Source organism: Gluconacetobacter tumulisoli, from assembly GCF_014174155.1.
Lineage (GTDB): Bacteria > Pseudomonadota > Alphaproteobacteria > Acetobacterales > Acetobacteraceae > Gluconacetobacter > Gluconacetobacter tumulisoli.
The window spans coordinates 1-26,818 of sequence record NZ_JABEQM010000019.1 but is presented as its reverse complement, the minus strand read 5'-3'; the positions used below and the strand labels follow the sequence as shown (position 1 = coordinate 26,818).

The following is a 26,818-nucleotide window of genomic DNA, read 5'->3' as shown; positions in this document are numbered from 1 at the left end:
CCGATCCGCCGGTGTCATGACCTGTCGCGTCAGTGATGCCTGGTCGTGGCGGCGCGGCGACGCACGGGCGTGGCGGCAGGCTTGGCGGGGACCGCGGGGGCGCTGACGGCTGGCACGGGCACCACGACGCCGGTGGCATCCACGGTTGCGGTGACCGCCAGATATTCGCGCGGCTGGCCCCCTCCACGGATCAGCGTCACCGTGAACCGGTCCTGCCCGGCGTAGGCCGTATTGGGCGTGTAGGTCACATAGGTGTGATTGGCGAAATTATAGATGAACGCCTTGCCATGCTCCGGCGCGGGCGACACCCCGAACGAGGCGTAGGCCTGGCCGCCGGTCTGCTGGACCACGATTCCGCAATTGCCGTCGTCGCTGCGGACGGTCATCGTCGCCGCCATCTGCCCCGGCGATACCGAATGGACCGGCCCGACCTGGCACACGGCCGAGCGTTTGATGTAGCCGAACGGATTGGCCGGGCCGCCCGCCTGAGGTGCCGGCTTGTTCACACACCCGGCCAGCATGGTGCCTGCCGTGACCAGGATTGCAGAAGACAGTCGCACTCGCACTCGTCAACTCCGCTCGTTCAATATCGTACGCGCCTGGGGGCGCATCACCGGCCTTCGCTCTAGAACAATGCCGGGCGGCACGAAAGGCCTAACTGCCCGTTGCGGCCCCTGGTCCCGGAGACATGATCCGGCGCGATGGCCCCTGTCGGGCACGCATTCGCCGGCCGGCCCAACCCGATCCTTGCGAGTCGGCGGCCATCGCGATAGAAGCCGTGCCATGTCCCGCCACCGGGCGGCCGGTATCGCGGATACGGGGAAGCCGGCAGAATTCGGTTGCCAACGCCATGGGCAAGGTTATTCTGCCATTCTAGCGTTTTAGCAAAACCAGCTCACATACCGGTTCATGTGGCAGATCACGGATCCGGTGCCGCGTCCTGCTCGGTCTGGAGAATTCATACGATGTCTTTCTCGATTTGGCGCGCCACCGTGGCCAGCCTGGCCCTGGCCGGCCTTCTGAACGGCGAGGCCGCATTCGCCGCCACGCAATGCACGTCCTCGCCGGCGCACGAGGCGTTCGACGTGCAGGGCCTCAAGAGCGAGCTGATGGTCACCGCGCTGTCATGCAACATGCAGGACAAGTACAACGCCTTCGTCGGCAAGTTCCGCACCAAGCTGATGGACGAGGAAGGTGCGCTGAATGCGTATTTCCGCACGACCTACGGCCGCAGCGCCCAGCGCGAGCATGACGACTACATCACGCAGCTGGCCAACGTGCAGTCCGAGCGCGGCCTGAAATCCGGCACCGCGTTCTGCGACCAGCGCGTCGCGATGTTCGACGAGGTCGCGGCCCTGGAAACGTCGTCCGACCTGTCCAGCTATGCCCAGGCCAAGGACATCATCCAGCCGGCCTCCTACGAAACCTGCGCCGCGCCGGAACGTGTGCTGCGCGCCGAGGTACGGACCCGCTACCGCCGCCCGCGCGCCGCGACGCGGAGCTGAGGGACCGGACCGCATTCCCGGCAAGGCGGCATTCGATATCGCCCCGACCAGGAAAGACTACGCAGGAGAGGGCGGCAGCGACGAACGGAACGACGGCCGGGGCGGATGTCCCGGCCATTTTCATGCGCCCCGCCCTCCGCCCGACCTGCCGCGTGCTTGACAGGCGGTGGGGCGGCAGAACAAAGAACAGGACATGAACGACGATCTCTTCTCCTCGCCCCGTCCCAAACGGGAGATCCGTGCCCGGCCGGCTGCGCCTCCGGCGCCCGCGCGGAATGGCGACGGTGAAGAGTACGACGCCAGCGCCATCGAGGTCCTGGAGGGGCTGGAGCCCGTCCGCCGCCGTCCGGGCATGTATATCGGCGGCACGGACGAGGCGGCGTACCATCATCTGGCCGCCGAGATCCTGGACAATGCGATGGACGAGGCCGTCGCCGGCCACGCCACCACCATCGACGTGACGCTGGAAGACGGCGACTGGCTGACGGTCCGCGACAACGGGCGCGGCATTCCCGTCGACCCGCATCCCAAATTCAAGGACCGCTCGGCGCTCGAGGTCATCCTGACCACGCTGCATGCCGGCGGCAAATTCTCGGGCAAGTCGTACGCGACCTCGGGCGGGCTGCACGGCGTGGGATCATCGGTGGTCAATGCCCTGGCCGCGCGCCTGGAGGTCGAGGTCGCCCGCGACCGCGCGGTCTGGCGGCAGGTCTATGAACGCGGACACCCCACCACCGCACTGGAGAAGATCGGGGCGACCCAGAACCGGCGCGGCACGCAGATCCGCTTCACGCCCGACCCGCAGATCTTCGGCCGGCTGCATTTCTCGCCCACGCGGCTCTATCGCCTGTGCCGGTCCAAGGCGTACCTGTTCCGTGGCGTGACCATCCGCTGGTCGTGCGACCCGGCGCTGATCCGCGACGGCGATATTCCCGCCGAGGCGGTACTGCATTTTCCTGGCGGCCTTGCCGACAGCCTGCGCGACGAACTGGGCGCATCGGCCGCACTGCTGACCGAAATGTGGTCCGGCGATGCCGACCTGCCGGTCGCGTCGGACGGCACGTCCACCGGGCGGATGGAATGGGCGGTGGCGTTCCTCGAATCCGGGTCGGCCACCCTGTCGTCCTATTGCAACACCATTCCCACCCCCCTGGGCGGCACGCACGAGAACGGCTTCCGCACCGCCCTGCTGAAAGGCTTTCGCGCATGGGGCGAGCAGCGGTCGAACAAGCGCGCGGCGGCCATCAACGCCGACGACGTGCTGGGCGCCGTCGCGGCCAAGCTGTCGGTCTTCATCCGCGATCCGCAGTTCCAGGGCCAGACCAAGGAAAAGCTGACCTCGTCGGAGGCCAGCCGCCTGGTCGAGACCGCGCTGCGCGACCGGTTCGAACAATGGCTGGCCGGCCATCCGGCGCAGGCCGACAATCTGCTGGCCTTCATCGTCGAGCGGGCCGAGGAACGGCTGCGCCGCAAGGACCTGAAGGATACGCCGCGCAAGAGCGCCACGCGCCGCCTGCGCCTGCCCGGCAAGCTGACCGACTGCACGCGCGAAAACGCGGCCGATACCGAGATCTTCCTGGTCGAAGGCGATTCTGCAGGCGGATCGGCCAAGCAGGCCCGCAACCGCGAGACGCAGGCCGTGCTGCCCCTGCGCGGCAAGATCCTGAACGTCGCCAGCGCCTCGACCGAGAAGCTGCGCGCCAACCAGGAACTGCGCGACCTGATCGAGGCCCTGGGCTGCGGCATCGGCGATCGGTTCGACGTCGCGCGCCTGCGCTATGGCCGCGTCATCATCATGACCGATGCCGACGTGGACGGCGCGCATATCGCGTCGCTGCTGATGACGTTCTTCTATCGCGAACTGCCGGACCTGATCCGTCGGGGGCACCTGTACCTGGCGCAGCCGCCGCTGTACCGGCTGACGCAAGGCGGCAGGACGATCTATGCGATGGACGACCGCGACCGCGAGCAGAAGCTGAAGTCGGAATTCAAGCCCAACGCAAAGGTCGAGATCTCGCGCTTCAAGGGCCTGGGCGAAATGCCGCCGGGCGACCTGAAGCAGACGACGATGGACCCGAAACGCCGCACGCTTCTGAAGGTCGTGACCCCGCCCGAGGATCGCGCCCTGACCAGCGACCGGGTGGAACATCTGATGGGCCGAAAGGCGGAACTCCGCTTCCAGTTCATCCAGGACCACGCCCGTCTGGTCGACAATCTGGACGTCTGATTCCCTTCATCCGTCCGGGGGCCCCCGCCGCCCGGACCGTCCGCCTCGTGCGGCGCATCCACCGCGGGGCCGCAGGATGACGATGACCGCTTCCCCCCTCTCTCCTGCCCCGCACGGCCTCGAATCCGCCGAGGGGCCGGCCGGCCGGCTGGGCGGCGTACTGCTGGTCCTGGGCGGCATCCTGTCGTTCCAGGTCGGCGGATCGATGGCCAAGACGCTGTTTCCGCTGTTCGGCCCGCTGGGCACGGTCAGCCTGCGCCTGTGGATCGCGGCACTCGCCCTGTGCCTGCTCGCACGGCCGTGGCGGGCCTCGCCGGACCGCGGGACGCTGCTGGTCATCGTCCGTTATGGCGTGTCGATCTGCCTGATGAACATGATGTTCTATCTGGCGCTGGACCGGCTGCCGCTGGGCATCGCGGTGGCCATCGAATTCCTGGGCCCCCTGACCCTGACCTTCCTCGGACCCCGCCGCCCGGTCGACATGATGCTGATCGCCATGGTGCTGGTGGGCCTGCTGTTGCTGCTGCAACCGGGGGCGACGCTGCATGGGCAGGGGATCGACCCGCTGGGCTTCCTGTACGGCCTGCTGGGCGCTGCGGCATGGGGGGTCTACATCCTGGCGGGCGCACAGATCAGCCGCCGGATCGACGCCACGCAGGGGGCGGCCATCGGCCTGGCGGTCGGGGCCCTGACGGTGACGCCGGTCTTCGCCTGGACCCTGCCGCGTGCCGCCACGCACCCACATGCGACCCTGGTGGCCTGCGGGGTCGCGCTGCTGTCGTCGGCGCTGCCGTACACGCTGGAAATGCTGGCGCTGAAACGGCTGCACGCCCGGGAATTCGGCATCCTGACCAGCATGGACCCGGCGGTGGCGGCATTGGCCGGACTGGTGCTGCTGGGCGAATATCTCAGTCCCGCGCAATGGGCGGGCATCATGTGCATCGTCGTCTCGTCGATCGGCGGGGTAATGCTCCGGCGACCGGAAAGCGCCCCGACGGACCGGCTGGAGCCGGAGCCGGTTCCCGAAATCTGACGGGCTCGCGCCAAGCCCGATTAGCCGCCCGTCGGCACTACAGACGACGGTCGCGCTTGATACGATCCCAGGCGGCATTGATCTGCGCGATCCGGTCCGCCGCCGCGTCCACTTCGGGCGGAGTCGCCCCACGGGCCGCCATGGCGTCGGGATGGTGTTCGCGCACCAGCTGGCGCCAGATCGCCCGGACCTCGACATCCGTCGCGGTGCGGGCGATGCCCAGAACGGTATAGGCGTCGATTTCGCTGACGCCGGGGCGCGCCCCACCCTGCTCGGCCCGGTCCCACGCCCCGGCGCTGAGCCCGAAGGCCCGATGCACCCGCCGCAGGAACTGGATTTCCGCCGGATGCAGTTCCCCGCCCGGACCCGCATCGGCACGGGCGATGGCGAACAGCGCGCCCAGCGCGTCCTCCAGCATTTCAAGACGATCGGGAAAGGCGCGGCCCAGTTCGACGGCAAAGGATTCGTAGTCGTCCACCCGCTGGCGGGCATGGTCGAACAGGCGACCGACCTCCTTCGCGTTGTCCGCCGGCACCTGGAACCGGCGCTTGAAGGCGTCGATCTCCGCCCGGTTCACCGGCCCGTCGCACTTGGCCATCTTGGCCGAAAGGATCACCATGACCAGGCCGTAAAGCTGTTCGCGCTTGCCCATCACGGCGGCCAGCTTGGCGGCGACGAAGGCCGCGGCCCCGTTCGGGTCGGCATAGACGCGTGGCGCCCAGCGATCGGTCCAACCGCCCACCGGGGTCTGCAGGATCGACCCGTTATCGGCCGCGTGGCCCAGCACGGCGCCCAGCAGGCCCCCTACCGGCCCGCCGACCGCGAACCCCGCCACACCGCCGAACAACTTTCCCCAGATCGCCATGAGCCCTGCTCTAGCATGCACCGCCCTTCAACCCAAATCACCATCCGGGGTTGCCCCGGCCTGCGGCTCGACACCCCTCCCGTCCAGCAGGGCCGCCACCCGCAGGGCCGATGCCAGGGGCCGGGTCGGATCGCGCGCGGTGTCGATCCGGGCGATCAGCGCCGGCAGGCCGAGGCCGCGGGCCCGGGCCATGGCCTCCAGCACCGTCCAGAATTCGGGTTCCAGCGCGACGCTGGTGCGATGGCCGGACAGGACCAGGCTGCGCTTGGCCAGTGCCCGGCCGCCCGGCAGGCGGAAGGCCGGTCCGCCGGTCATGCCGGCAGCCGCCCGACGGCCCAGCGCGCCGACTCGGCCACCACGGGGTCGGGATCGTCGCACAGCGCCTGCGCCGCGGGCCGCAACGCCGCGATGCCCGAATTGCCGATGGCGACCAGCACATTGCGCACGAATCGGTTGCGGCCGATCCGCTTGACCGGTGATCCCGCGAACAGCGCGCGGAACGCGGCATCGTCCAGGCAGGCCAGTTCGGCCAGGCGGGGGGCGGTCAGGTCATCGCGCGCCCGCAGTTTCATCTGGCGCGATTCCACGGCGAAGCGGTTCCACGGGCACACCGCCAGGCAGTCGTCGCAGCCATAGATCCGGTTGCCCATCGAGGCGCGGAATTCCTCGGGGATAGGCCCGGGATTCTCGATCGTCAGGTAGGACAGGCAGCGGCGCGCATCCATCCGCCACGGTTCGGGAAACGCCCCCGTCGGGCACGCATCCAGGCAGCGCCGGCAGGTCCCGCACCCCCCGCCCGATGGGGCGGAGCGCGGCAGCGCCAGGGTAGTATAGACCTCGCCGAGGAACAGCCAGCTGCCATGCCGGCGCGACACCAGGTTCGTGTGCTTGCCCTGCCAGCCCAGCCCCGCCCGTTCGGCCAGCGGCTTTTCCATCACCGGGGCGGTATCGACGAACACCTTCACCTCAGGCACGCCCGCCCCCGCCCCGGCGTCCCTGGCAGCGGCCCGCGCGCCCTCGGCAACGACGAACTGCGCCAGGTGCTTCAGCATCCCCTTCACCACATCGTGGTAGTCGCGGTTGCGCGCATAGACCGAGATATTACCCCGATCGGGCCGCCCTACCGTCGCCAGCGGATCGTCCCCGGGCGCGTAGGACAGGCCCAATGCGATGACGCTACGCGCCGCCGGCCACAGGGCGCGGGGATCGCCGCGCTGCTGCACGCGATCGGCCAGCCAGCCCATCGACCCGTGATGCCCGGCCGCCAGGAAATCGGCCAGGCGGGTCCGGGCCTCGTCCTCCAGCGCGGCGTCGCAGAACCCCACCGCGTCGAACCCCAGCGCCAGCGCCCGGTCGCGAATCGCATCGCGCACGGCCAGGGCCGCGTTGGGCGAGAGGTCCGCCATGAGTCAGGGAACCGGAGGGATGTCGGGGGGCGGCATCTCGTCCGGGGTCCAGTCGTCCATCGCCCACTGCGCGCGCAGCCAACTGCCGTGCGCGTCCAGCGTACCCTCGACGATGGCGGCGCGGATGCCGCGCATCAGACGCTGGTAATAGGCGATATTGTGCCAGGTCAGCAGCATCGGCCCCAGCATCTCGTTCGCGCGGAACAGGTGATGCAGGTAGGCGCGGCTGTGGCGGGAGCACGCCAGGCAGTCGCAATGCGGCGAGATCGGGCGCAAGTCGTCGGCATGGCGCGCGTTCCGCAGGTTCAGCGTGCCGCGTTCGGTATAGGCGCGCGCGGTGCGCCCCGCCCGGGTGGGCATCACGCAGTCGAACATGTCGACGCCACGTTCCACCGCCCCCAGCAGGTCGTCGGGCGTGCCGACGCCCATCAGGTAGCGCGGACGGTCCTGCGGGATCAGCGGCACCGTCGAATCCAGCGTCGCGAACATCAGCGCCTGCCCCTCGCCGACCGCCAGGCCGCCGATGGCATAGCCCTCGAACCCGATGTCGGTCAGGGCGCGGACGCTCTCGGCCCGCAGTTCGGGCTCGGTCCCGCCCTGGATGATGCCGTACTGGGCATAGCCCGGGCGCGGCACGAAGGCTTCGCGGCAGCGCGCGGCCCAGCGCATCGACAGGCGCATCGACTGCGCGATGGTCTCGGTGGGCGCCGGCAGGGCCGGGCATTCGTCGAAGCACATGGTGATGGTGGCATCCAGCGCATTCTGGATGTCGGTCGAGCGTTCCGGCGTCAGCCGGTGCTTCGACCCGTCGATGTGCGAATTGAACGTCACCCCGTCCTGGTCCAGCTTGCGCAGCGCCCCCAGCGACATGACCTGGAACCCGCCGGAATCGGTCAGGATGGGGCCGGGCCAGTCCATGAACCGGTGCAGCCCGCCCTGGGCGCGCACGCGTTCGGCCCCCGGACGCAGCATCAGGTGGTACGTATTGCCCAGAACGATCCCCGCCCCCGTGGAGCGCACGGCGTCCATCGTCATCGCCTTCACCGTGCCGACGGTGCCTACGGGCATGAAGGTGGGCGTGGGCACGATGCCATGGGCGGTGTGCAGGTGTCCGGCGCGGGCGCGCCCGGCGCGGGCCTGCGCCACCCAGCGGAATGCGGTGCTCATGCCGACGCCCCGTCCGGCGACGTGGCGCGATGCAGCAGGCAGGCGTCGCCGTAGGAATAGAAACGATAGCCGTCGGCGACGGCATGGGCGTAGGCGTCACGCATTCTCTGATATCCGGCGAACGCGCAGACCAGCATGAACAGGGTGGAGCGCGGCAGGTGGAAATTGGTCATCAGCATGTCCACCGCCCGGAAGCGATAGCCCGGGCGGATGAAGACCGCGGTATCGCCGTCGAAAGGCCGGATCGTGCCGTCCGGATCGGCGGCGCTTTCCAGCAGGCGCAGGGTCGTGGTGCCGACCGCGACGATCCGCCCGCCGGCCGCGCGCGTGGCGTTGATGGCCGTCGCCGTCCCGGCGGTGATGACGCCCCGTTCGGCATGCATGCGGTGGGCGGCGATGCTGTCGCCCCGCACCGGCAGGAAGGTCCCCGCGCCCACATGCAGGGTCAGGGTCCGCCGCGCGATCCCCGCCGCGTCCAGCCCCGCCAGCAGGCCGGGCGTGAAATGCAACCCCGCGGTGGGCGCCGCCACCGCGCCGCGATGTTCCGAGAAAATGGTGCGGTAATCACTGCGGTCGGCCTCGGTCGGGCCGTCGGGGCGCGCGATATAGGGCGGCAGGGCCAGGGCCCCCGCCGTCTGCAGGAACGCATCGAAGGCCTCGCCCTCGGCATCGAACCGCAGGATCACCCCGCCTTCGGCATCGCGCGAGACGATTTCGGCCGTCGTGGCCACCCCCGCGAAGGTCAGCACGTCGCCCGCCCGCAGCCGGCGCGCGTTGCGGGCCAGGGCATGCCATGTCCCGTCGGGCAGGATACGGTCCAGCGTGATGCCGACCCGGGCCTCGCCCCGTCGCGCGTCCAACTGCGCCGGGATCACGGCGGTGTCGTTGGCCACCAGCAGGTCCCCCGGCCGCAGCAGCGAAGGCAGGTCGCGCACGATGCGGTCATGGAACGGCCCCGCCGCCGGAATGTCCAGCAGGCGCGCGGAATCGCGCGGGCGCGCCGGGTGGTCGGCGATCAGCGCGGGCGGAAGGTCGAAATCGAAATCGGAGGCAAGATCGGTCATCGGACGCCCCGTTTACGGAATCCCATCGCCTGTTGCCAGCGTCGCGTGACGTGCCCTGGCCGCGATGGAGGGAAGGCAAGGGCTTTGCCCTTGCCCCACCAAAGGGCATTGCCCTTTGGAAACCCCAGACTTTATGAATGGGATGGAGTCCGACCTTCTCCAGATAACCGAGTGCCTATGGGCGGCCGCCCCGGGCCATGAAACGGGAACGAGACCGATGTCCTATGCCGCACTGGATGCCGCGCGCGTCGCCAAGGCCTGCAAGACCGCGTTGAGCGTGCTGGAAGCCAACCCCGAGACGTCCGAGGCGCATGTCCGCAAGACCCTGATGGTCCAGCGCATCGCGGCCCTGTCCGAGGCGGCGGCCGAATCGCCGGCCGGCGGCGGGGTCGTCACCCTGACGTCCGAGGAATTCTGGCTGGTCAGCAAGAACTGGTAAAACGCCTTCCCTCCACGGACAGGACACGGACATGACATTCACGCTGACAAGCCGCGCCTTTACCGAAGGCGGGCGCCTGCCCGACGCGCAGGTGTTCGACGGCATGGGCTATCGGGGTGGCAACATCTCCCCCCCGCTGGCCTGGAGCGGCGCGCCCGAGGGAACCCGCAGCTTCGTCGTCACCCTGTACGATCCCGACGCGCCGACCGGGTCGGGATGGTGGCACTGGGTGGTGATCAACATCCCCGCCACCGTGACCGCGCTGCCCGCCGGCGCGGGATCGGGCGACGCCGACCTGCCGGAAGGCGCGTCGATGACCCGCACCGATTTCGGCGGGAACGCCTATGGCGGCGCGGCGCCCCCGCCGGGGCCGGCCCATCGCTACATCTTCACCGTGCACGCGCTGGACACCGAAACCCTGACCCTGCCGTCCGACGCATCGGGGGCGATGGTGGGCTTCTTCGTGCACAGCCATGCCCTGGGCTCGGCCAGCCTGACGGCAACCTTCGGCAAGGACGCCTAGGCAGGGCTGTCGTCCTTGGACCCCGGTTATTATCCATGATCGGGGTCCAGCGCCTCGGGCCCTGGTGGGTTCGGGCAAAGCCTAAAAACTCCGCCTCAGGATTCCCGGTTGCGCCGCCAGGGCAACAGGAAGGGCGCCCGGCCATGGTGGCCAAAATGGGCGATGCGGGCTTCGTGCAGGTGCATTTCGCCGAACATCTGCAGGCGCATCATCAGCACCGTCGCCGCGGCCCCCAGGAACGGGGCGACGCAATAGATCCAGAACCCCTGCCACTGGCCGGAGAACAGCGCCGGCCCCAGGCTGCGCGCCAGGTTGGTGCTGTCGCCCGACAGCCAGGCCTCAAACGGGTTCAAGGTGAAGAACAGCGGGCCGGCCAGCAGCGGCGTCGCCCAGCGCAGGCGGGCATGTCCCCCGGTGAAGAGCAGGGCCGTGATCAGCAGCGCGGTGGTGCAGGCCTCGCCGGTGAAGGCCCAGGACAGCGGCACCCGGTCGTAGGGCACGGTCGCGGCGAAATGCGTGACGTCCGCCCACCTGCCCCAGCGCGGCCACAGCAGGCCGGCCAGCGCGACCAGTCCCGTTCCGATGATGGCCCCCGCCAGCTGGGCGGCCATGTAGCCGATCATGTCCCGCCAGGCCAGACGACCAGCCAGGGTGAAGGCCAGGGTCACCGATGGGCTGACATGCCCGCCGCTGACCCGCCCGAAGGGCGACAGCGCCGCGATCGAGCCCCCCATGCCGAAAAACAGGCCCTGCAAGGCGACCTGCAAGGCGGGATAGGCCGACAGGACTCGCCCCACCGGGCTGGATGCCGCCCCCAGCAGCACATTGGTGGCAACCCCGAAGACCATCAGCAGGACCGTGCCCGCGCATTCGCACGCATACAGGCGCGGATGGACCAGCCGGTCGGGATGGGGCTCGCCGGCCAGCGGACGGTCATGCGGATGGGGATAGAGCGCCGGATCGTCCGCCGGCGCGACGGGCGGCGGAGAAGAAGGCACGCCGGTCATTGCAGTCCCCCGGACGCTATCCCTGGTAGGACCCGATCTCGATCAGATTGCCATCCGGGTCCTGGCAATAGACCGAGGTAATGGGCCCCAGCGCCCCCAGGCGCGCCACCGGCCCCTCGGTCACCGTGACGCCGCAGCCTTCCAGATGTTCGATCACGTCGCCACTGGACACGGCAGTGATGAAGCACAGATCGCTGGTGCCCGGCAGCGCGTCGTCGGCTGTGGCCCAGCCCTCCGCCCCATGGGGGCGGAGGTTGATCTTCTGGCCGCCGAATTTCAGCGCCGTCCGGTTGTTGCGGCCGTATTCCTCCCGCTCCATGCCCAGCACCCGCTGATACCAGGACGCCGAAACCTCCAGGTTGCGGACGGTGATGACGACATGGTCCAGCCGATCGACGGTAAAGCGCATGGAACGGGGATCTCCCTTGCTGTCGGGCTTGCCGGGCGCGATCGCCCGGCCTCAGCCCGTCAGGCCATCGTAGAAATCATTGCCCTTGTCGTCGATGACGATGAAGGCGGGGAAATTCTCGACCTCGATCTTCCAGACCGCTTCCATGCCCAGTTCCGGATATTCCAGGACTTCGACCTTGCGGATGCAATCCTTCGCCAGCCGCGCCGCCGGGCCGCCGACCGATCCCAGATAGAAGCCGCCATATTTATGGCATGCCTCGCGCACCGCCTTGGAGCGGTTGCCCTTGGCCAGCATGACGAACGATCCGCCGGCTTCCTGAAGCATGGCGACATAGCTGTCCATCCGCCCCGCCGTCGTCGGGCCGAACGATCCGGTGGGCAGCCCGTCGGGCGTCTTGGCCGGACCGGCGTAATAGACCGGATGATCCTTCAGATAGTCGGGCAGCCCCTCGCCGCGCTCCAGCCGTTCGCGGAACTTGGCATGGGCGATATCGCGGGCCACCACCATCGTGCCGGTGAGCGACAGGCGCGTGCGGACGGGATAGCGCGACAGCAGGGCGCGGATTTCGGCCATCGGCTGGTTCAAATCGACCTGCACGACATCGCCGTCCAGATGCTCGTCCGTCGTTTCCGGCAGGAAGCGGGCCGGGTCGGTTTCCAGCTGTTCGAGGAAAATGCCGTCCGCGCTGATCCGCGCCTTGACCTGCCGGTCGGCCGAGCACGATACGCCGATCCCCACCGGCAGCGACGCACCATGGCGCGGCAGGCGCACGACCCGCACATCGTGGCAGAAATATTTGCCGCCGAACTGGGCGCCGATGCCCAGATGCTGCGTCAGCTTCAGGATCTCCTGCTCCATCTCCAGGTCGCGGAAGGCGTGGCCCAGCGGGCTGCCCTGGGTCGGCAGGGTATCCAGCCAGCGCGTCGAGGCCAGCTTCACCGTCTCCAGCGTCTGTTCGGCCGACATGCCGCCGATCACCACCGCCAGATGGTAGGGCGGGCAGGCCGAGGTGCCCAGCGTGCGGACCTTGACGTCCAGCCATTTCAGCAGGTTTTCCTTGCTGGACAGCAGGGCCCGGGTTTCCTGGAACAGGAACGTCTTGTTGGCCGACCCGCCGCCCTTGGCGATGAACATCAGGTCCATCTGTTCGGCATGATAATCGCCGGGCGCTGCCGAGATATGGAACTGTACCGGCAGGTTGGTGCCGGTGTTCACTTCCTCGAACATCGACAGGGGCGCCATCTGGGAATAGCGCAGGCTGGTGCGGGTATAGGTGTCGTAGACCCCGCGCGAGAACGCCTCTTCCTCATTCCCGTCGACCCAGACGCGCTGGCCCTTCTTGCCGTAGACGATGGCCGTGCCGGTATCCTGGCACATCGGCAGCACGCCGCCGGCGGCGATGCAGGCGTTCTTCAGCAGGTCCAGCGCGACGAAGCGGTCATTGTCCGAGGCCTCGGGGTCCTTCAGGATCCTGGCCAGCTGCGCCAGATGGCCCGGCCGCAGCAGGTGGGCGATGTCGTGGAAGGCGCGGGCCGCCAGTTCGCTCAGGGCCTCGGGCCGGACATGCAGCACGGTCCGCCCGTCGCAGACCGTGGTGTGCACGCCCTCGATGTCCAGCTTCTTCCACGGCGTGTCGTCGTCGTGGGCGGGAAAGAGGGGGCCATAGACGAATGGCTTGAGCGCCGGCTTCGGCGGGGTGGTTGAAACATTCAACGGACGATCTCCCTTGTGCCTGTCTCCCCCGGATTGGTTCCGGGTGGTAGCGGTTCACGGGACGCCCGGCCGCATCCGGGCGCTCCGGATGACGTGCGGTTCAGCCCTGGCCCGGTCCTTTCTTCCGAAAGGCCGCAAGGCTGACCACCTGCGACGAGGCCGGCTCCTCAACCGGCTCGTCCCCCGCCGGGGCGGGGGCCGTGGCCTCCGCGTCCGGCTGGGCGGACTCTTCGTTCTCCGCCTCCGGCTCCGGCGCGGTGAAGCGCAGGGCCAGCCGGACATGGGGGTCGGCGAAGGCCGTGATGGCGGCGACGGGAATGACCAGGATCGATCCGACGCCGCCGAAGGACAGGCCGACCGACACGGTCTGCGCCGCGCGGTCGACCTTCAGATCCCAGAACTGATGCTGCAGCACGATCGTGATCTCGTGCGGGTACTGGGCGCGCAACCGGGCCGGCATTTCCACGCCCGGCCAGCCGGTCAGGAACGTGATGTAGAAATGATGCCCGTCCGGCAGGCCGTCACGGCCGACCTGGTCCAGTGCGCGCAGCATGACCTCGCGGTACGCATCCTCGATCCAGGCGTCGTAGGGTATGAGGCTGTCGGGAATCGCGGCGTCGAAACCGTTTTCCTCATCGTGATCGTCGGACATGCGGACTTCTCCGTACCGTCCGGTCTCCCCTGGATCGGGCGACCGGCACTTGATGGCCATGCTGGTTCGCGCCACGCCGTGCCACAGGTCCAAGCCATGCGTCAAACGCCGTCCCCTTGCAAGGGACGGACCCGCGGATCAGCTTCACGAAGCGGACATGATGCCACGACCGGGCGGCAAAGTGGGAGGGCTTCTGTTGCCCGGTGCCCTCCCGAACCGCGCTTGTCACTTATGCAGCGACAGCGAGCACCTCAGAGTTATCGTTGGCACTTGTGATTTAGCCCGATGACGGTGGTACAATACCGGGCAAAAGGCAGGTCTTTACCATGCGTGTCGAGCCTGTTTCGTCCCCATTGCTCCCCTGCCCCGAAGGGTCGTAGCGGAGAGAGTTCTGGTGGAGACGCCGGGTACCGCCCCCGGGTCCACAACATTTATTCCACGTGCCGTTTATCGCCATAGCCAAGGGGCGAACCCCTCCGGCACCATGGGATATAGGGTCCGCGCCGTCCGTTGGCAAGCGGTGCACGCGCGGCACGGCGCGGTCGCGAACCCGGCGGTTTCGTGATATGCGCGCCCATCGGACCACACGGACAGGGCGGGAAGCAGATGTTTTCAACGGACCAGCAATCGCAGATCGACGCCGCCCGCGCCGGCTGGACCCAGACCCGCCGTACCGTCGTCCCGGCGGCGGAAGAGGCGCTGTATACCCCCCTGCCGGTGCTGCAGACCGGATTCGTCCGCCTGATCGACTACATGGGCGGCGACGAGGCCATCGTGCAGGGCGCGCGCGTGTCGTACGGCAAGGGCACGCGCAGCACCTCGGACGACCGGGGGCTGATCCGCTACCTGATGCGCAACCGGCATACCAGCCCGTTCGAACTGGCGGTGGCGAAGTTCCACGTCCGCGCGCCCATCTTCGTCACCCGGCAGTGGTTCCGCCACCGCACCGCCAGCATCAACGAATATTCCGCGCGCTATTCGGTGCTGGAAAAGGAATTCTATTTCCCCCGGCCCGAGGACATCGCCCGCCAATCGTCCAGCAACAAGCAGGGCCGCGGCGACATCCTGCCCATGGAGGCCGCCGAACATGTGCTGGACCTGCTGCGCGAGGACGCCACGCGCTGCTACGACCATTATCTGGAGATGCTGAACCAGGACGAGGACGGCAACGTCGTCGACCCGGACCGCCCGGTGGTGGCGCGGGAACTGGCGCGCATGACCCTGCCGGTCAACGTGATGACGCAGTTCTACTGGCAGATCAATCTGTGGAACCTGCTGCATTTCCTGCGCCTGCGCGCCGACGCCCACGCCCAGTACGAAATCCGCGCCTATGCCGACGCGATCCTGACACTGGTCGAACGCTGGGCGCCCCAGACCTACGAGGCGTTCCGCGACTACATGCAGGAAGCTGCCCTGCTGTCCGGCCCGGCGCTACGCGCCCTGCGTGCGATCCTGGCCGGAGACGGGACCGTCGACCTGCAGGCGGCCGGCCTGTCGAAGCGCGAAGCGACGGAACTGATCGCCCTGCTGCCCGAAATCGGGTCGCGCGCCCGCTGAAACCCGACCGTTCCCTTGCCTGGGCGAGGAGAGCGTTCCACCAATCCCGGCGCCGGAAACCTGCCGTTCAAAACGGCCGTTCCGAAAGCGAACGCGGCCGACGGGGATGGCGCTACGGCGCCAGGGCCGGAAATTCCCGGCCCACGGCCGCCACATCGTCCTGCAGTTCGCTGACCAGCCAGTCGCGCACCCGGCCCACCACGGGCCGGAGGGGCCGATCACTGCGCCGGACGAGATGGCAGACGCGGCCGGTTCTGGCGACATGCCCGTCGATGGGCCGCAGGACGCCCACCCGCAACCAGCGCGCGACGACGTTGAGCCATCCCAGCGCCACGCCTTGTCCCAGGATCGCGGCCTGTACGACAATGGCATAGTCGGTAAAAATCATCGTATCGCCCATCGCATCGGCTCCATGGGTGAGAAAGAGCGTGGACCAGTCATGATTGACGGTCGACACGCCCCCCTGACGCACCGCCAGCAGCGACGCCAGCGCACCCGTCATGCCGGGATCGAGCTGAAAGGACGGGCTTCGGACCGGCACGATGGTCTCGGGCATGATGGCGACGCTCTCATGCCCCGCTTCGGGCACGGTGATGAAGCGCATGCCCAGATCCACGTCATGCACAGGGCCCGCCAGCGCTCCCATGATGAGGTCGAACCGCAGATCGACCCCCGGGAAACTGGCCTTGAACGCCGGCAGGCGCGGCATCAGCCAGTGGGTCGTAAAGCCGGTGGAGAGGGACAGCGTGACGGTCTCGACCCCGTCGCGACGGTCCTCGATCTCGCGGATCGCGGCCTCGATGCCGGAAAAGCCCCGGGCGATGGCGTCGAACAGGATCCGTCCCGGCTCGTTGGGAACGACGCCGTGCGGTGCGCGGATCAGCAGCCTGGTTTTCAGGCCGGATTCCAGACGCGCGACCATGCGGCTGACGGCCGGCGGCGTCACGTTCAGTTCGGCCGCGGCAAGGGCGAAGCTGCCACAACGCACGGCGGCCTCGAAGGTCACGAGGCCGTTCATCGACGGGAAGGTCTGGCGGCGTATCGACATTACATGATGTAATCTCGACGCGGCCTTTTTTTCAATTGCAATTCGCAACGGCCTGCGTTTGTCTGATTGGGCAAGGACGGCGCCAACGCCGCAGCACCTAGATAAATCCTGTTGATTTAACGATTTATGTCGCCGGTCTACCGCGCCGATATCGAAACGACCGGACCAGGGGAGGCTGATGGACCGCACATACAGCATGACATGGCGGACATGACCGGCGCCGCGCCCGACGGGGTTTCGATCCGCGCCGTGTCGAAGCGGTACGGGACGTTCACCGCGCTCGACACGGTGTCGCTCGATGTCCGAAAGGGTGAATTCCTGTCGATCCTCGGCCCGTCGGGATCGGGGAAATCGACCCTGCTGGGCATGCTGGGCGGATTTGTGCGGCCGGATAGCGGATCGCTGTGGATCGACGGGCGCGACGTCACCCGGGACGCGCCGCACAAGCGCAATATCGGGATCGTCTTCCAGAATTACGCGCTGTTTCCACATCTGAACGTCGCCGACAACATCCTGTTTCCCCTGCGCGCGCGCGGGGTCCCGAAGATTTTCTGGCCGGAGCGCCTGCGCGCGGCGCTGGACATGGTCGAACTGTCGGGCTTCGCGCACCGGCGCATCACCGAACTGTCCGGCGGGCAGCGCCAGCGCGTGGCCCTGGCCCGGGCGATGATCTTCGAGCCGGCGCTGATCCTGATGGACGAACCGCTCTCGGCCCTCGACAAGCAGTTGCGCGAGACGATGCAGATCGAACTGAAGCATCTGCATGCCCGCCTGGCCGCGACCATCATCTATGTCACCCACGACCAGCGCGAAGCCCTGACCATGAGCGATCGGATCGCCGTCATGAACAAGGGCCGGATCGTACAGCTGGACACGCCGATCGGCCTGCACGACGCGCCGGACAACGCCTTTGTCGCGGGCTTCATCGGCGAGGCGACGCTGCTGCCGGTCCGGCGTCTGGACAGCCACTTCGTGCAGCTGGAGGACATGGTCCTGGCGACCGCGCGGGCGGTCCCCGACCATGGCGACCTGCGCCTGGTCCTGCACCCGGAAAAGCTGGCCACCGTGCGCCAGGACGCGCCCGTGGAAGGAAACCGGCTGAGGGGGACCGTCACCGACACGCTGTTCCAGGGCGACAGCACGCGACTGTTCATCCGCCTGGCCTCCGGCGAACGGATCGCCATGCGGGTTTCGGAAAATCACCGGGAACGGCAGCACCTCTCGCGCCCCGGGGATGACGTCACACTCGAACTGCACGCGCAGGACACGATCGTCGTGCCGGGCGGTCCGGGATAATCATGTTTCCAATCATGGACGACCAAAGATGAGAATTTCCGATTTCAAGGTCATGACGTTCGACGTCGTCGGCACGCTGATCGATTTCGAGACCGGCGTCCTGGACGCCGTGCGGCGTCTGGGCGGCGAGCGCGCGGCGGTCGCCACCGATGACGAGATCTTCGAACCCTACAAGCGGGGCCGGGACAAATTCTATGGCCGCTCGTCCTTCGCGATGAAGGACGTCTATCTGTCGCTGGCGGCCGAATGCGGGTTCAGGGCCGACGAAGCCACGGCCGATGCCTTCCAGCTGTCGGTACTGCGGTGGGCACCGTTCGCGGATTCGGTCGCGGCGCTGGCCCGGCTGCGGCGCAATTTCCGGCTGGTGGCCATGACAAATGCCGACCGGACGGCCCTGTCGGCCTACGAGGCGGCACTGGGCCATCCATTCCACGATACCGTGACCTGCGACGAGACGGGATGTGCGAAGCCCGATCCGCAGTTCTTCGCCTACAACAAGGGCCGCCAGTCGGCATTCGGCTACCGGCAATCCGAAATCCTGCATGTCGCGCAAAGCCAGCATCACGATATCGGCGTCGCGAAATCGCTGAATTACACCACCTGCTGGATCGAACGGCGCCAGGGGCAGGCGGGCTTCGGCGGTACGCCGGCGCCCGGCACCCTGACCACGCCCGACTTCCATTTCGCCACGCTGGCGCAACTGGCGGACGCCGTGGACGCCGAACGGACCGCGGGCTGAACGGAGCGATCATGCCGCACCAGCCCCCTCTCCCGGATGTCGCCTCGCTGTGGCAGGAAACGGCGGTCCCGCGCGTGGCCTATCCGGCGCTGGCGCAGGATGTGCGCCATGATGTCGCGATCGTCGGGGGCGGCTATACGGGGCTGGTGACCGCCCTGTCCCTCGCCCGGCGGGGGCTGTCCCCGATCGTGCTGGACGCCAACCGGATCGGATGGGGGGCCAGTGGCCGCAATGGCGGCGTGGTCTCGGGAAAATTCCGCCAATCGCTGGGCGACATCGCCAGCGCCCACGGAATCGAGACCGCGCGGCGCATGCATATGCTGGCCCAGCAGGCCGTCGAGCATGTCGGCGAACTGATCGCGGCGTACGACATCCCCGGCGCGGCGTTTTCCGCCAGCGGTTCGCTGCGCTGCGCGCACAACCTTCGGGCCCTGGCGCGCCTGCGCGCCGAGACCGAGTGGTTCCGTTCGATCCTGGGCGATCCGTCCTATCGGATCCTGTCCGCCGGGGAGGTCGCGGCCGAGACCGGATCTCGAGGCTTCGTGGGCGGCATGCTGAACGTCCATGGCGGCATCATCCATCCGCTGAATTACGCGCGCGGCATCGCCGCCGGCGTCGTCCGCGACGGCATCGCGCTGCATGAGGACACGCCGGTACTGAGGATATGGCGCGACGGCGCGGACATGTGCCTGGAGACGCCCGGCGGCATGGTGCGTGCCGGGCAGGTCGTCCTGGCGTCGAACGCCTGGTCTGATCTGACGCCCGCCACGCGCGCCATACAGCGGCGGGTGATCCCGTTCCGCTCGGCGATGATCGCGACGGAACCGTTGCAGGGGGCGGCGGCCGGCCTGCTGTCCAGCGAACGCAGCTATACCGAGACCCGCCGCATGATGCGCTGGTTCCGCAAATCGGGCGACCGGCTGATCTATGGCGGGCGCGGCGCGTTCGGGCGCGACGACAAGCCATCGGCCTTCGCCGCGTTGCAGCGCGCGATGGTGCGCCAGTTCCCCGAATTGTCCGGCGTGCGGGTGACGCATCGCTGGTCAGGGCTGGTGGCGATGACGCTGGACAGCCTGCCGCATGTCGGACGGTTCGACGATCGCGTGGTCTACGCGGCGGGCTATAACGGCACCGGGGTCGCGCTGGCATCCTATATCGGGACGCGCGTCGCCGCATTCGTCGTCGGGGAAAAGCCGGACCTGGGGCCGCTGACCGCCGGTCCCTGGCGGCCGATCCCGCTGTACGGCGTGCGCGAACCCGCCGTGCGGGCGGTTGCGGGCTGGTATCAATTCCTCGATGCGATCGGCCGATGACGGTCCGGCAGGCCTGTTTCTGTCTCGGGATACTGCTGGGCGACGGCGGTGTGGCGCGGGCCGACGACGGCATCACCTTCGTTTCGCAGGGGGGATCGTACCAGGCCGCGCAGACCCAGGCGATCCTGGACCCTGTCGCGCGGCAATTGGGGATTTCCATCGACCAGGACAGCGCGCCCGACGCCTGGGCGGAGATTCGCACGCAGACCGCGACCGGCAAGGCGTTCTGGGACGTGGTCGACATGCCGGCCAAGGATTGCGCGCGCGGCGGAGCGCGCGGCATGATCGCGCCGCTCGATTACGCGGCCATTCCCAACGCGCGCGACCTGCCCGACGACTACAAGACGCCTTATTCGGTGGCATACGAATTCTATTCCAGCGTCCTGGCCTACAACACCGACAAGTACGGAACCGCGCCGCCGCATGACTGGGCGGATTTCTGGGACGTGAAGAAATTCCCCGGCACCCGCGCCCTGCGCGACAACCCGCTGGCGACGATCGAGGCCGCGTTGCTGGCCGATGGCGTACCGCCGGACAGGCTCTACCCCCTCGATCTCGATCGTGCCTTTCGCAAGCTGGAACAGATCAAGCCCTATATCACCGTCTGGTGGACCTCCGGCGCGCAGGCCGCGCAATTGCTGGCCGACGGCGAGGTGGACATGGAAATGGCGTGGAGCAACCGCGTCTCCGCCGTCCAGCACGAGGGCGCGCCGGTCGGCTTCACCTGGAACCAGGGATTGCTGCAATATACCTCTCTGTGCATCCTCAAGGTCTCGCCGCATATCGCGACGGCGACCCGTTTCGTCGATGCGGCCATCGGGCGGCGGGTGCAGGCCGACCTGACGCGCTACACCGACAACGGTCCTGGCAATCCGCGCGCCTATGAGATCGGCGCGATCGCACCCGCGCGCATGCGCGACCTGCCCAACACGCCGGACAATGCGCGCCTGCAAGCCCTGATCTCGACCGAATGGTGGAGTTCGCCGGCCGGGGACGAGGCCATGCGCCGGTGGCTGACCTTCGTGCAGCATTGACAGGAGTACCCACCACCGTGGCCGCCGCACCCAGCCGTCCCCTCCGCGCCGAAGCCCTGCTGGCCGCGTCGTTGCTGACACCGGCCCTTCTGCTGGTGGCGTTGCTGCTGCTGGTCCCGCTGCTGTGGCTGGTCTGGCAGTCGGTGCGGCAGGATGGCGGCTTCACGCTGGCGCATTATGCGCGCCTTTTCACCGACCCCGCCTATGGCGCGACCTTCCTGCAGACCTTCCGGATTTCCGCCATCGTGACGCTGGCCTGCGTGGTGCTGGGCTTTCCCGTCGCCTGGGCGGCCGCCGAGAGCGGACCGACGCTGCGCACGCTGATCCTGGCTCTGGTGGTCCTGCCACTGTGGACCAGCGTCCTGGTGCGCGCCTATGCGTGGATCATCGTGCTGCAGCGTACCGGCCTGGTCAATTCGGCGCTGGAGGCGCTGGGCGTGATCCATCGGCCGGTCATCCTGGTCAACAATGAATTCGGCACCATCGTCGCGACGACGCATATCCTGATGCCCTTCGTCGTGCTGCCGCTCTATACCACCATCAGGACCATCCCGCGCGAGGTGCTGGCGGCGGCGGCCAGCCTGGGGGGAACGCCCGCATTCGTGTTCACCCGCGTGTACCTGCCGCTGTCCCTGCCCGGCCTGCTGTCGGGCGCATCGCTGGTGTGCGTGCTCAGCCTGGGGTTCTACATCACCCCCGAACTGCTGGGCGGCGGCCGGACCTATACGGTGTCGATGCTGATCGCGCGCAATATCGCGCTGTATGACGAATGGGGGGCGGCGTCCTCGGTCAGCGTTGCGTTGCTGGCGTGCATTTTCCTGATCTTCTTCCTGGCCGGGCGCATCGTGCCGATCGACCGGATCGTGGGGACGCGATGAGGACGACATCTCCCGCGCGCGTCGCGGCCTTCCTGTTCGCCGGGCTGGTATTGCTGTGGCTGATCCTGCCGGTGCTGATCGTCATCCCGATGTCGTTTTCGGAATCCCGCTTCCTGACCTTCCCGCCGAAGGCACTGTCGCTGCGCTGGTATCACGCCTATCTGGGCAGTTCGCTGTGGCTGCGCGCGACACGGGTCAGCCTGGGCGTCGCCGCGGCCAGCGCGGCGCTGGCCTCGGTGATCGGGACGGCGGCGGCCTATGCGCTGAACATATCGAATACGCGCGTGCTGAAGCTGCTCAAGCTGGTCCTGCTGCTGCCGCTGATGGTGCCGATCGTCATCACGGGGGTAGGGATCTTCCTTGTCTATGCCCGGGTCGGCCTGCTGGCCACGATCACCGGTCTGGTACTGGCCAACACGATGCTCGGCGTGCCCTATGTGCTGACCTCGGTCCTGGGCGCGCTGGGACAGTTCGACCCGGCGCAGGAGATGGTGGCACGCAGCCTGGGCATGAACCGGCTGCGCGCGTTCTTCGCCGTTACCCTGCCGCAGATTGCGCCGGGCGTGCTGTCCGGGGCGCTGTTCGCCTTTGTCGCCAGCCTGGATGAAACGGTCGTCGCCCTGTTCATCTCCGGCGGACGCTACCAGCCGCTGACCAAGCGCATGTTCACCGCCCTGCGGGACGAGATCGATCCGACGATCGCGGCCATCAGCACGATGCTCACGCTGGTCTCATGCATCGTCGCGGCGTCGGTGATGCTGAATGCGCGCCGGTCGGAACGGCGCAGGCGCCTGCGGGCATGACGGCCGATCATCTCATCCTGGGCGGGGGGTCGGCGGGATGCGTGCTGGCCGCACGCCTGTCCGAGGATTCCTGGCGACAGGTCGTGCTGGTGGAGGCCGGCCGCGACATCAGCGCGGACGACATTCCCGCCGACGTGCAAAGCCGTTATCCCGGCCGCGCCTATCTGGACACGCGCAATATCTGGGCCACGCTGACCGCCGCGATGGGTCACGCGCGATCGAACGATGCCCCGCGCCCCACGCGCCGCTACGAACAGGCCCGCCTGCTGGGCGGCGGGTCGGCGATCAACGCGCTGATGGCCAATCGCGGGGCACCGTCCGATTACGACGAATGGGCGGCATTGGGCGCCGAAGGCTGGTCCTGGGCGGAGTGTCTGCCCTGGTTCCGGGCGATCGAGACCGACCGCGATTTCGGTGGTCCGCTGCACGGGGACAGCGGTCCGCTGACCATCCGCCGCATCGACGACACGCGCCTCTCGCCCTTCGTCGATCGGGTGATGCACACGCTGGCCCGGCGTGGCCACCCGATCGGGCAGGACCAGAACGGCCCGTGGCGGGACGGAACCTATCGCGGCGCGGTCGCCGTCAGCGACGCGGGCACGCGCCTGCCCACGTCGCTGGCCTATCTGACCCCGGAGGTCAGGGGGCGCCCCAACCTGCGCATCATGACCGGAAGCACGGCACGCCGGATCCTGTTCGAGGGCCGGCGCGCCGTCGGGGCCGAGATCTCGGCCGCCAATGGCGGGTGGGAGGTATTGCACGCGCGGGAGGTCATCGTCGCGTCCGGCGGCATCCACACGCCAGCCCTGCTGATGCGTTCGGGCATCGGCCCCGGTGCGGCCCTGCACGCCCTGGGCATCGACATGGTGGCGGAACGTCGTGGCGTCGGACACAACCTGATGGAACATCCGTCCATCGCCGTGGCGACCTACCTGCCCCGCGCGGTGCGCGAGCGCAATCGCGCCGAACACCATGAGCAGGCAATCTGGCGCTATTCCTCCGGCCTGCCCGACGCGCCGGCCGGGGACATGCACGCCGCGATCCTGTCCCGCGCGGGCTGGCATTCGGTCGGCCAGCGCGTGGGATGCCTGTTCTTCTGGGTCAACAAATCCTTCTCGCGCGGGCATGTCACGCTGCGCTCGGCCGATCCGTCGATGGAACCGGAGGTCGATTTCCGCATGCTTAGCGACGAACGCGACCTCGTCCGGCTGAAGCAGGCCTTCCGCATGGGGGCGGAGGCCCTGGCCGACCCCCATATGGACGGCTATCGGGAACATGTATTCCCCGCCAGCTACTCGCCCCGCGTGGCCCGCATCGCCCTGCCCAGCGCCAGCAACGCCCTCCAGCGCGGCGCCCTGTCATCTCTGCTGGATATGGCGGGGCCTTGGCGCGGCACATTGATCGACTGCGTCATGGCGCCCGGGGTCACGGCCGCGACCCTGATGACGGACGACCGGGCGCTGGACGATTTCGTGCGCTATCATGTCGGCGGCACCTGGCATGCCTCGGGCACCTGCCGGATGGGACCTGCCGACGATCCGCTGGCCGTCGCCTCGCCCGCCGGCGCGGTCCACGGCGTCGACGGATTGCGTGTGTGCGACGCATCGCTGATGCCGTCGATTCCCTGCGCCAACACCAACATCCCGACCATCATGATCGCCGAACGGATCGCAGACATGATCCGCCGTGAAGGAACAGGTCGGGCGTTGCCCGAACCCACCAGGGCCTGAGGCCCTGGACCGCGGTCATGGATCATGTGAATTGGCGGATCAACGGACGGGCAGGTTTCGGGCGGCATGTGGCATAGCTGCCTTCCCTGAAGGGATCATGCAGCAGGAAACCTGACGAAACGCCGCAGCTTCCTGGGCGGCCTCAAACAACCTTGTCGAACGCCTGGCGGGCGTCCCGGATGGCGGCATGGCTCTGATTGGCCCATCGGACAAGGGAAGCCAGCGGTTCGAGGATCGTGACGCCGAGAGGCGTCAGCCGGTACTCGACGCTGGGCGGCTTGGTCGGGAACACCGTGCGCGCGATCAGGCCATCACGCTCCAGATCGCGAAAGGTCTGCGTCAGCATCCGCTTAGAAATGTCCGGGATCGCACGCTGGACGGCACTGAACCGGTGCGGGCCCGTGGCGAGGGTACCCAGTATCAGCGTCGACCATTTGTCGCCGATGCGATCGAGCACGTCCCGCACCGGGCATTGTGGATCGACCGGCTGGCCGGGCTGCCGTTCGGCGAACAATTGGACGGTGGCATCGAATGCCGGGGCGGTTACTTTTGCCTCACCCTGTCCCAAAATCCTGCCTCCTTCACGCCGTCTGTGGTCTCACTTAATTACCTTGTGTCGATTGCGAACCACAAGGAAGACCGACAATGCCCACCGCACCTACGCTCTTCGTCAGCGCTGCCACCGGCCATCTCGGCGGCCTGGTCATCGACGCACTGCTTGAGACGGTGCCCGCCAGCGCCATCGTGGCGGGCGTACGCGATCCCGCCAAGGAGGCAGCGGTCGCAATCCGCGACAAGGGCGTGGAAATCCGCGTGGCCGACTATGCCCGGCCGGAGACGCTGACCCATGCGCTTGCGGGCGTGGAGCGGCTGCTCCTGATTTCCGGCAGCGAACTGGGCCAGCGCACGGCGCAGCACCGCAACGTCATCGCCGCAGCGAAGGACGCCGGCGTTGGCCTGATCGCCTATACCAGCATCCTTCATGCGGACACGTCCCCGCTGTTCCTCGCGGACGAGCATCGTGAAACGGAAGCAGCGCTCAAGGAATCCGGTGTGCCGTTCGTGCTGCTGCGGAATGGATGGTACACCGAGGTTTATACGTGGCGGATCGCACCCGCCTTGCAGCAAGGCGCATTCCTCGGCGCGTCCGGGGAGGGGCGTATCTCGTCCGCGGCCCGCGCCGACTACGCCAGGGCTGCGGCGGTCGTGCTGGCCGGCGGCGACCATGCTGGCCGCACCTACGAATTGGCCGGCGATGCTTCCTACGCGCTGGCCGAGTTCGTCGTCGCTGTGGCAGAGGCTTCGGGCAAGCCGCTCCCCTACCAAAATCTGACCGCGGAGGATTACCGAGCGGCGCTGCTCAAGGCCGGCGTGCCGGAGATGTTCGCCATGATCCTGTCGGACACCGATGAGGGCGTAGCGAAGGGGGCACTCTTCGATGATGGCGGCGATCTGGCCCGGCTGATTGGACGACCGACTACCCCCTTCCGCACAACCGTAGCCGAGTTCTTCTAGATCGCCATTGGCGGGCCGACCTTTGAGCCACACAGAGATCGGCCCATCGCGTTGGGTGCAAACAAGCTCACGTTCCCAAAAACGAGCTTATGGCGGGAAACCTGCGCCGTCGAAGACGGGCGCCAACCGCGAATATAGTACGAACGAGGGCGAAAGCGGTCCGGTTATCCAACGCGAAAAAACGCATCGACACCCGAGGCGTTGAGGCAAACGGAGTTTCTGCACAGGACGTCAGTAAAATGATTATCCTGAGCGCAGGGAAAAACGTGTGATCTCGGACGGTTTTCCAAGCCGGAGCGCGAAGCCGGGCCATAGGCCGGTGCCGTTGCTGACATAGAGCGTCATGCCGCCGATATCGTAGCGACCGGACACGAATCCGTTGTTGCCGCGTGCGACGAGGCGATCGAGGCCCGGAATCATGCCGCCATGCGTATGGCCCGACAGTTGAAGGGCGATGCCACGCTCGGCGGTTGATCGGGCGTTGCGCGGCTGATGATCGAGCAGCACGACCGGCGCGCCCGGGGGCGTGCCGTCGAGCGCCGCGTCGAGGTCCGGACCAGCGTGGCCATGCCCTAGCGCGGACAGGTCCGTCACCCCGGCGACGACCAAGTGAGTGGCGTCCCGCGTGACGACCGCATGGGTGTTTGCAAGCATGCGCATGCCCAGATCCGACAGATGGCGCATCCAGTCGGCATAATCGAAAAAATATTCATGATTGCCGGGGACCGCGAAAACCCCGTCCGGGGCCTGCAACCCTTGCAGCGGCGCGATGTCGGTGCGGCGCATGTCTACCGAGCCGTCGATGAAATCGCCCGTCACGACGATCAGATCGGCTTCGGCGGCGTTGGCCCGTGTTACCATCGCCTGGCTCCAGGCCGTCGGGAAAAGCTTG

The 26,818-nt window shown here is 67.9% G+C and carries 27 protein-coding genes and 1 other RNA gene; 14 read left to right on the top strand and 14 right to left on the bottom strand.

Annotation, left to right across the window (positions count from 1 at the left end):
• Positions 1 to 29: 29 nt before the first annotated feature.
• The gene (locus HLH28_RS16440) at positions 30 to 566 is read right to left on the bottom strand and encodes a hypothetical protein (RefSeq protein ID WP_182961217.1); all 537 of its coding nucleotides are present in this window, start codon (positions 564 to 566) and stop codon (positions 30 to 32) included.
• Positions 567 to 965: 399 nt separating this feature from the next.
• Here HLH28_RS16440 and HLH28_RS16435 point away from each other — a divergent pair, with 399 nt between their 5' ends.
• The 3 genes from HLH28_RS16435 (at position 966) to HLH28_RS16425 (ending at position 4,765) form a co-directional block, all read left to right on the top strand.
• The gene (locus tag HLH28_RS16435; protein WP_182961215.1) at positions 966 to 1,505 is read left to right on the top strand and encodes a hypothetical protein; all 540 of its coding nucleotides are present in this window, start codon (positions 966 to 968) and stop codon (positions 1,503 to 1,505) included.
• 193 nt (positions 1,506 to 1,698) lie between these two features.
• Positions 1,699 to 3,732, top strand: a complete 2,034-nt coding sequence (parE, locus tag HLH28_RS16430) for a DNA topoisomerase IV subunit B (protein WP_182961213.1) — start codon at positions 1,699 to 1,701, stop codon at positions 3,730 to 3,732.
• 82 nt (positions 3,733 to 3,814) lie between these two features.
• Entirely contained in the window at positions 3,815 to 4,765 is a 951-nt protein-coding gene (locus tag HLH28_RS16425) for an EamA family transporter (RefSeq protein ID WP_246396316.1), read from the top strand.
• A 37-nt stretch (positions 4,766 to 4,802) separates the two neighbouring features.
• Here the strand turns inward: HLH28_RS16425 and HLH28_RS16420 are convergent, their stop codons facing one another.
• From HLH28_RS16420 to queA, 5 genes are read right to left on the bottom strand one after another with little or no spacing between them, the layout of a single operon-like run.
• Entirely contained in the window at positions 4,803 to 5,630 is an 828-nt protein-coding gene (locus HLH28_RS16420) for a molecular chaperone DjiA (protein WP_182961208.1), read from the bottom strand.
• A gap of 27 nt (positions 5,631 to 5,657) precedes the next feature.
• The gene (locus HLH28_RS16415) at positions 5,658 to 5,945 is read right to left on the bottom strand and encodes a ribbon-helix-helix domain-containing protein (protein ID WP_182961205.1); all 288 of its coding nucleotides are present in this window, start codon (positions 5,943 to 5,945) and stop codon (positions 5,658 to 5,660) included.
• Positions 5,942 to 7,036 carry a tRNA epoxyqueuosine(34) reductase QueG gene (queG, locus tag HLH28_RS16410; protein WP_182961203.1) on the bottom strand — a complete coding sequence of 365 codons (1,095 nt, stop codon included), beginning with the start codon at positions 7,034 to 7,036 and terminating at the stop codon, positions 5,942 to 5,944. Before queG ends, HLH28_RS16415 begins: the two co-directional genes overlap by 4 nt.
• Positions 7,037 to 7,039: 3 nt before the next feature.
• Entirely contained in the window at positions 7,040 to 8,203 is a 1,164-nt protein-coding gene (tgt, locus tag HLH28_RS16405) for a tRNA guanosine(34) transglycosylase Tgt (RefSeq protein WP_182961201.1), read from the bottom strand.
• Positions 8,200 to 9,267: a tRNA preQ1(34) S-adenosylmethionine ribosyltransferase-isomerase QueA gene (queA, locus tag HLH28_RS16400; protein ID WP_182961199.1), complete on the bottom strand. Its 1,068-nt coding sequence runs from the start codon at positions 9,265 to 9,267 to the stop codon at positions 8,200 to 8,202. The genes tgt and queA overlap by 4 nt, the downstream gene beginning before the upstream one ends.
• Positions 9,268 to 9,484: 217 nt before the next feature.
• Between queA and HLH28_RS16395 the strand changes: the two genes are divergently transcribed.
• Together HLH28_RS16395 and HLH28_RS16390 are read left to right on the top strand one after the other, a co-directional pair.
• On the top strand, positions 9,485 to 9,706 hold the full coding sequence (locus HLH28_RS16395) for a hypothetical protein (protein WP_182961197.1): 222 nt from the start codon (positions 9,485 to 9,487) through the stop codon (positions 9,704 to 9,706).
• A 31-nt stretch (positions 9,707 to 9,737) separates the two neighbouring features.
• The gene (locus tag HLH28_RS16390; RefSeq protein WP_182961195.1) at positions 9,738 to 10,229 is read left to right on the top strand and encodes a kinase inhibitor; all 492 of its coding nucleotides are present in this window, start codon (positions 9,738 to 9,740) and stop codon (positions 10,227 to 10,229) included.
• 95 nt (positions 10,230 to 10,324) lie between these two features.
• Here the strand turns inward: HLH28_RS16390 and HLH28_RS16385 are convergent, their stop codons facing one another.
• The 5 genes from HLH28_RS16385 to ssrA form a co-directional block, all read right to left on the bottom strand.
• Positions 10,325 to 11,236 (bottom strand): MIP/aquaporin family protein, encoded by a 912-nt coding sequence (locus tag HLH28_RS16385; protein ID WP_182961193.1) that lies wholly within the window; start codon positions 11,234 to 11,236, stop codon positions 10,325 to 10,327.
• Positions 11,237 to 11,252: 16 nt separating this feature from the next.
• The gene (locus HLH28_RS16380) at positions 11,253 to 11,645 is read right to left on the bottom strand and encodes a VOC family protein (RefSeq protein ID WP_182961191.1); all 393 of its coding nucleotides are present in this window, start codon (positions 11,643 to 11,645) and stop codon (positions 11,253 to 11,255) included.
• 51 nt (positions 11,646 to 11,696) lie between these two features.
• Positions 11,697 to 13,361, bottom strand: coding sequence for a fumarate hydratase (locus HLH28_RS16375; protein ID WP_182961189.1), 1,665 nt, complete (start codon positions 13,359 to 13,361; stop codon positions 11,697 to 11,699).
• Between the two features lie 100 nt (positions 13,362 to 13,461).
• Positions 13,462 to 14,013, bottom strand: coding sequence for an SspB family protein (locus HLH28_RS16370; protein ID WP_182961187.1), 552 nt, complete (start codon positions 14,011 to 14,013; stop codon positions 13,462 to 13,464).
• A 180-nt stretch (positions 14,014 to 14,193) separates the two neighbouring features.
• Positions 14,194 to 14,534, bottom strand: a transfer-messenger RNA (tmRNA) gene (gene ssrA, locus HLH28_RS16365).
• Between the two features lie 85 nt (positions 14,535 to 14,619).
• Between ssrA and thyX the strand changes: the two genes are divergently transcribed.
• Positions 14,620 to 15,570, top strand: coding sequence for an FAD-dependent thymidylate synthase (gene thyX / locus HLH28_RS16360; protein ID WP_182961185.1), 951 nt, complete (start codon positions 14,620 to 14,622; stop codon positions 15,568 to 15,570).
• Between the two features lie 112 nt (positions 15,571 to 15,682).
• Here thyX and HLH28_RS16355 read toward each other — a convergent pair whose 3' ends face one another.
• Entirely contained in the window at positions 15,683 to 16,618 is a 936-nt protein-coding gene (locus HLH28_RS16355; RefSeq protein WP_182961183.1) for a LysR family transcriptional regulator, read from the bottom strand.
• 210 nt (positions 16,619 to 16,828) lie between these two features.
• On the opposite strand from HLH28_RS16355, the gene HLH28_RS16350 reads away from it, so the two are divergent.
• The 7 genes from HLH28_RS16350 to HLH28_RS16320 are packed head-to-tail and all read left to right on the top strand — an operon-like array spanning position 16,829 to position 24,411.
• The gene (locus HLH28_RS16350; protein WP_220790144.1) at positions 16,829 to 17,914 is read left to right on the top strand and encodes an ABC transporter ATP-binding protein; all 1,086 of its coding nucleotides are present in this window, start codon (positions 16,829 to 16,831) and stop codon (positions 17,912 to 17,914) included.
• 28 nt (positions 17,915 to 17,942) lie between these two features.
• A complete protein-coding gene (locus HLH28_RS16345) occupies positions 17,943 to 18,653 on the top strand; it encodes an HAD-IA family hydrolase (protein ID WP_182961179.1) in 711 nt (236 codons plus the stop codon).
• 11 nt (positions 18,654 to 18,664) lie between these two features.
• Positions 18,665 to 19,966 carry an NAD(P)/FAD-dependent oxidoreductase gene (locus HLH28_RS16340; protein WP_182961177.1) on the top strand — a complete coding sequence of 434 codons (1,302 nt, stop codon included), beginning with the start codon at positions 18,665 to 18,667 and terminating at the stop codon, positions 19,964 to 19,966.
• Positions 19,963 to 21,000 (top strand): ABC transporter substrate-binding protein, encoded by a 1,038-nt coding sequence (locus HLH28_RS16335; RefSeq protein ID WP_182961175.1) that lies wholly within the window; start codon positions 19,963 to 19,965, stop codon positions 20,998 to 21,000. The genes HLH28_RS16340 and HLH28_RS16335 overlap by 4 nt, the downstream gene beginning before the upstream one ends.
• Positions 20,976 to 21,878, top strand: a complete 903-nt coding sequence (locus HLH28_RS16330) for an ABC transporter permease (protein WP_220790143.1) — start codon at positions 20,976 to 20,978, stop codon at positions 21,876 to 21,878. Before HLH28_RS16335 ends, HLH28_RS16330 begins: the two co-directional genes overlap by 25 nt.
• Positions 21,875 to 22,681, top strand: a complete 807-nt coding sequence (locus HLH28_RS16325; protein ID WP_182961171.1) for an ABC transporter permease — start codon at positions 21,875 to 21,877, stop codon at positions 22,679 to 22,681. The genes HLH28_RS16330 and HLH28_RS16325 overlap by 4 nt, the downstream gene beginning before the upstream one ends.
• The gene (locus HLH28_RS16320; protein ID WP_182961169.1) at positions 22,678 to 24,411 is read left to right on the top strand and encodes a GMC family oxidoreductase; all 1,734 of its coding nucleotides are present in this window, start codon (positions 22,678 to 22,680) and stop codon (positions 24,409 to 24,411) included. Before HLH28_RS16325 ends, HLH28_RS16320 begins: the two co-directional genes overlap by 4 nt.
• Before the next feature lie 142 nt (positions 24,412 to 24,553).
• Here the strand turns inward: HLH28_RS16320 and HLH28_RS16315 are convergent, their stop codons facing one another.
• Positions 24,554 to 24,979: a winged helix-turn-helix transcriptional regulator gene (locus HLH28_RS16315; RefSeq protein WP_182961167.1), complete on the bottom strand. Its 426-nt coding sequence runs from the start codon at positions 24,977 to 24,979 to the stop codon at positions 24,554 to 24,556.
• Between the two features lie 77 nt (positions 24,980 to 25,056).
• On the opposite strand from HLH28_RS16315, the gene HLH28_RS16310 reads away from it, so the two are divergent.
• Positions 25,057 to 25,926, top strand: coding sequence for an SDR family oxidoreductase (locus tag HLH28_RS16310; protein WP_182961165.1), 870 nt, complete (start codon positions 25,057 to 25,059; stop codon positions 25,924 to 25,926).
• A 243-nt stretch (positions 25,927 to 26,169) separates the two neighbouring features.
• Here HLH28_RS16310 and HLH28_RS16305 read toward each other — a convergent pair.
• Positions 26,170 to 26,818 (bottom strand): metallophosphoesterase (locus tag HLH28_RS16305; RefSeq protein WP_182961163.1); only part of this gene is annotated, 649 nt, incomplete at its 5' end.

Bases quoted from the DNA above. Each gene is read 5' to 3' on its own strand.
- HLH28_RS16435 (WP_182961215.1), top strand. From the start codon at position 966: ATGTCTTTCTCGATTTGGCGCGCCACCGTGGCCAGCCTGGCCCTGGCC.
- parE (WP_182961213.1), top strand. From the start codon at position 1,699: ATGAACGACGATCTCTTCTCCTCGCCCCGTCCCAAACGGGAGATCCGT.
- HLH28_RS16425 (WP_246396316.1), top strand. From the start codon at position 3,815: ATGACCGCTTCCCCCCTCTCTCCTGCCCCGCACGGCCTCGAATCCGCC.
- HLH28_RS16420 (WP_182961208.1), bottom strand. From the start codon at position 5,630: ATGGCGATCTGGGGAAAGTTGTTCGGCGGTGTGGCGGGGTTCGCGGTC.
- HLH28_RS16415 (WP_182961205.1), bottom strand. From the start codon at position 5,945: ATGACCGGCGGACCGGCCTTCCGCCTGCCGGGCGGCCGGGCACTGGCC.
- queG (WP_182961203.1), bottom strand. From the start codon at position 7,036: ATGGCGGACCTCTCGCCCAACGCGGCCCTGGCCGTGCGCGATGCGATT.
- tgt (WP_182961201.1), bottom strand. From the start codon at position 8,203: ATGAGCACCGCATTCCGCTGGGTGGCGCAGGCCCGCGCCGGGCGCGCC.
- queA (WP_182961199.1), bottom strand. From the start codon at position 9,267: ATGACCGATCTTGCCTCCGATTTCGATTTCGACCTTCCGCCCGCGCTG.
- HLH28_RS16395 (WP_182961197.1), top strand. From the start codon at position 9,485: ATGTCCTATGCCGCACTGGATGCCGCGCGCGTCGCCAAGGCCTGCAAG.
- HLH28_RS16390 (WP_182961195.1), top strand. From the start codon at position 9,738: ATGACATTCACGCTGACAAGCCGCGCCTTTACCGAAGGCGGGCGCCTG.
- HLH28_RS16385 (WP_182961193.1), bottom strand. From the start codon at position 11,236: ATGACCGGCGTGCCTTCTTCTCCGCCGCCCGTCGCGCCGGCGGACGAT.
- HLH28_RS16380 (WP_182961191.1), bottom strand. From the start codon at position 11,645: ATGCGCTTTACCGTCGATCGGCTGGACCATGTCGTCATCACCGTCCGC.
- HLH28_RS16370 (WP_182961187.1), bottom strand. From the start codon at position 14,013: ATGTCCGACGATCACGATGAGGAAAACGGTTTCGACGCCGCGATTCCC.
- thyX (WP_182961185.1), top strand. From the start codon at position 14,620: ATGTTTTCAACGGACCAGCAATCGCAGATCGACGCCGCCCGCGCCGGC.
- HLH28_RS16355 (WP_182961183.1), bottom strand. From the start codon at position 16,618: ATGTCGATACGCCGCCAGACCTTCCCGTCGATGAACGGCCTCGTGACC.
- HLH28_RS16350 (WP_220790144.1), top strand. From the start codon at position 16,829: ATGACCGGCGCCGCGCCCGACGGGGTTTCGATCCGCGCCGTGTCGAAG.
- HLH28_RS16345 (WP_182961179.1), top strand. From the start codon at position 17,943: ATGAGAATTTCCGATTTCAAGGTCATGACGTTCGACGTCGTCGGCACG.
- HLH28_RS16340 (WP_182961177.1), top strand. From the start codon at position 18,665: ATGCCGCACCAGCCCCCTCTCCCGGATGTCGCCTCGCTGTGGCAGGAA.
- HLH28_RS16335 (WP_182961175.1), top strand. From the start codon at position 19,963: ATGACGGTCCGGCAGGCCTGTTTCTGTCTCGGGATACTGCTGGGCGAC.
- HLH28_RS16325 (WP_182961171.1), top strand. From the start codon at position 21,875: ATGAGGACGACATCTCCCGCGCGCGTCGCGGCCTTCCTGTTCGCCGGG.
- HLH28_RS16320 (WP_182961169.1), top strand. From the start codon at position 22,678: ATGACGGCCGATCATCTCATCCTGGGCGGGGGGTCGGCGGGATGCGTG.
- HLH28_RS16310 (WP_182961165.1), top strand. From the start codon at position 25,057: ATGCCCACCGCACCTACGCTCTTCGTCAGCGCTGCCACCGGCCATCTC.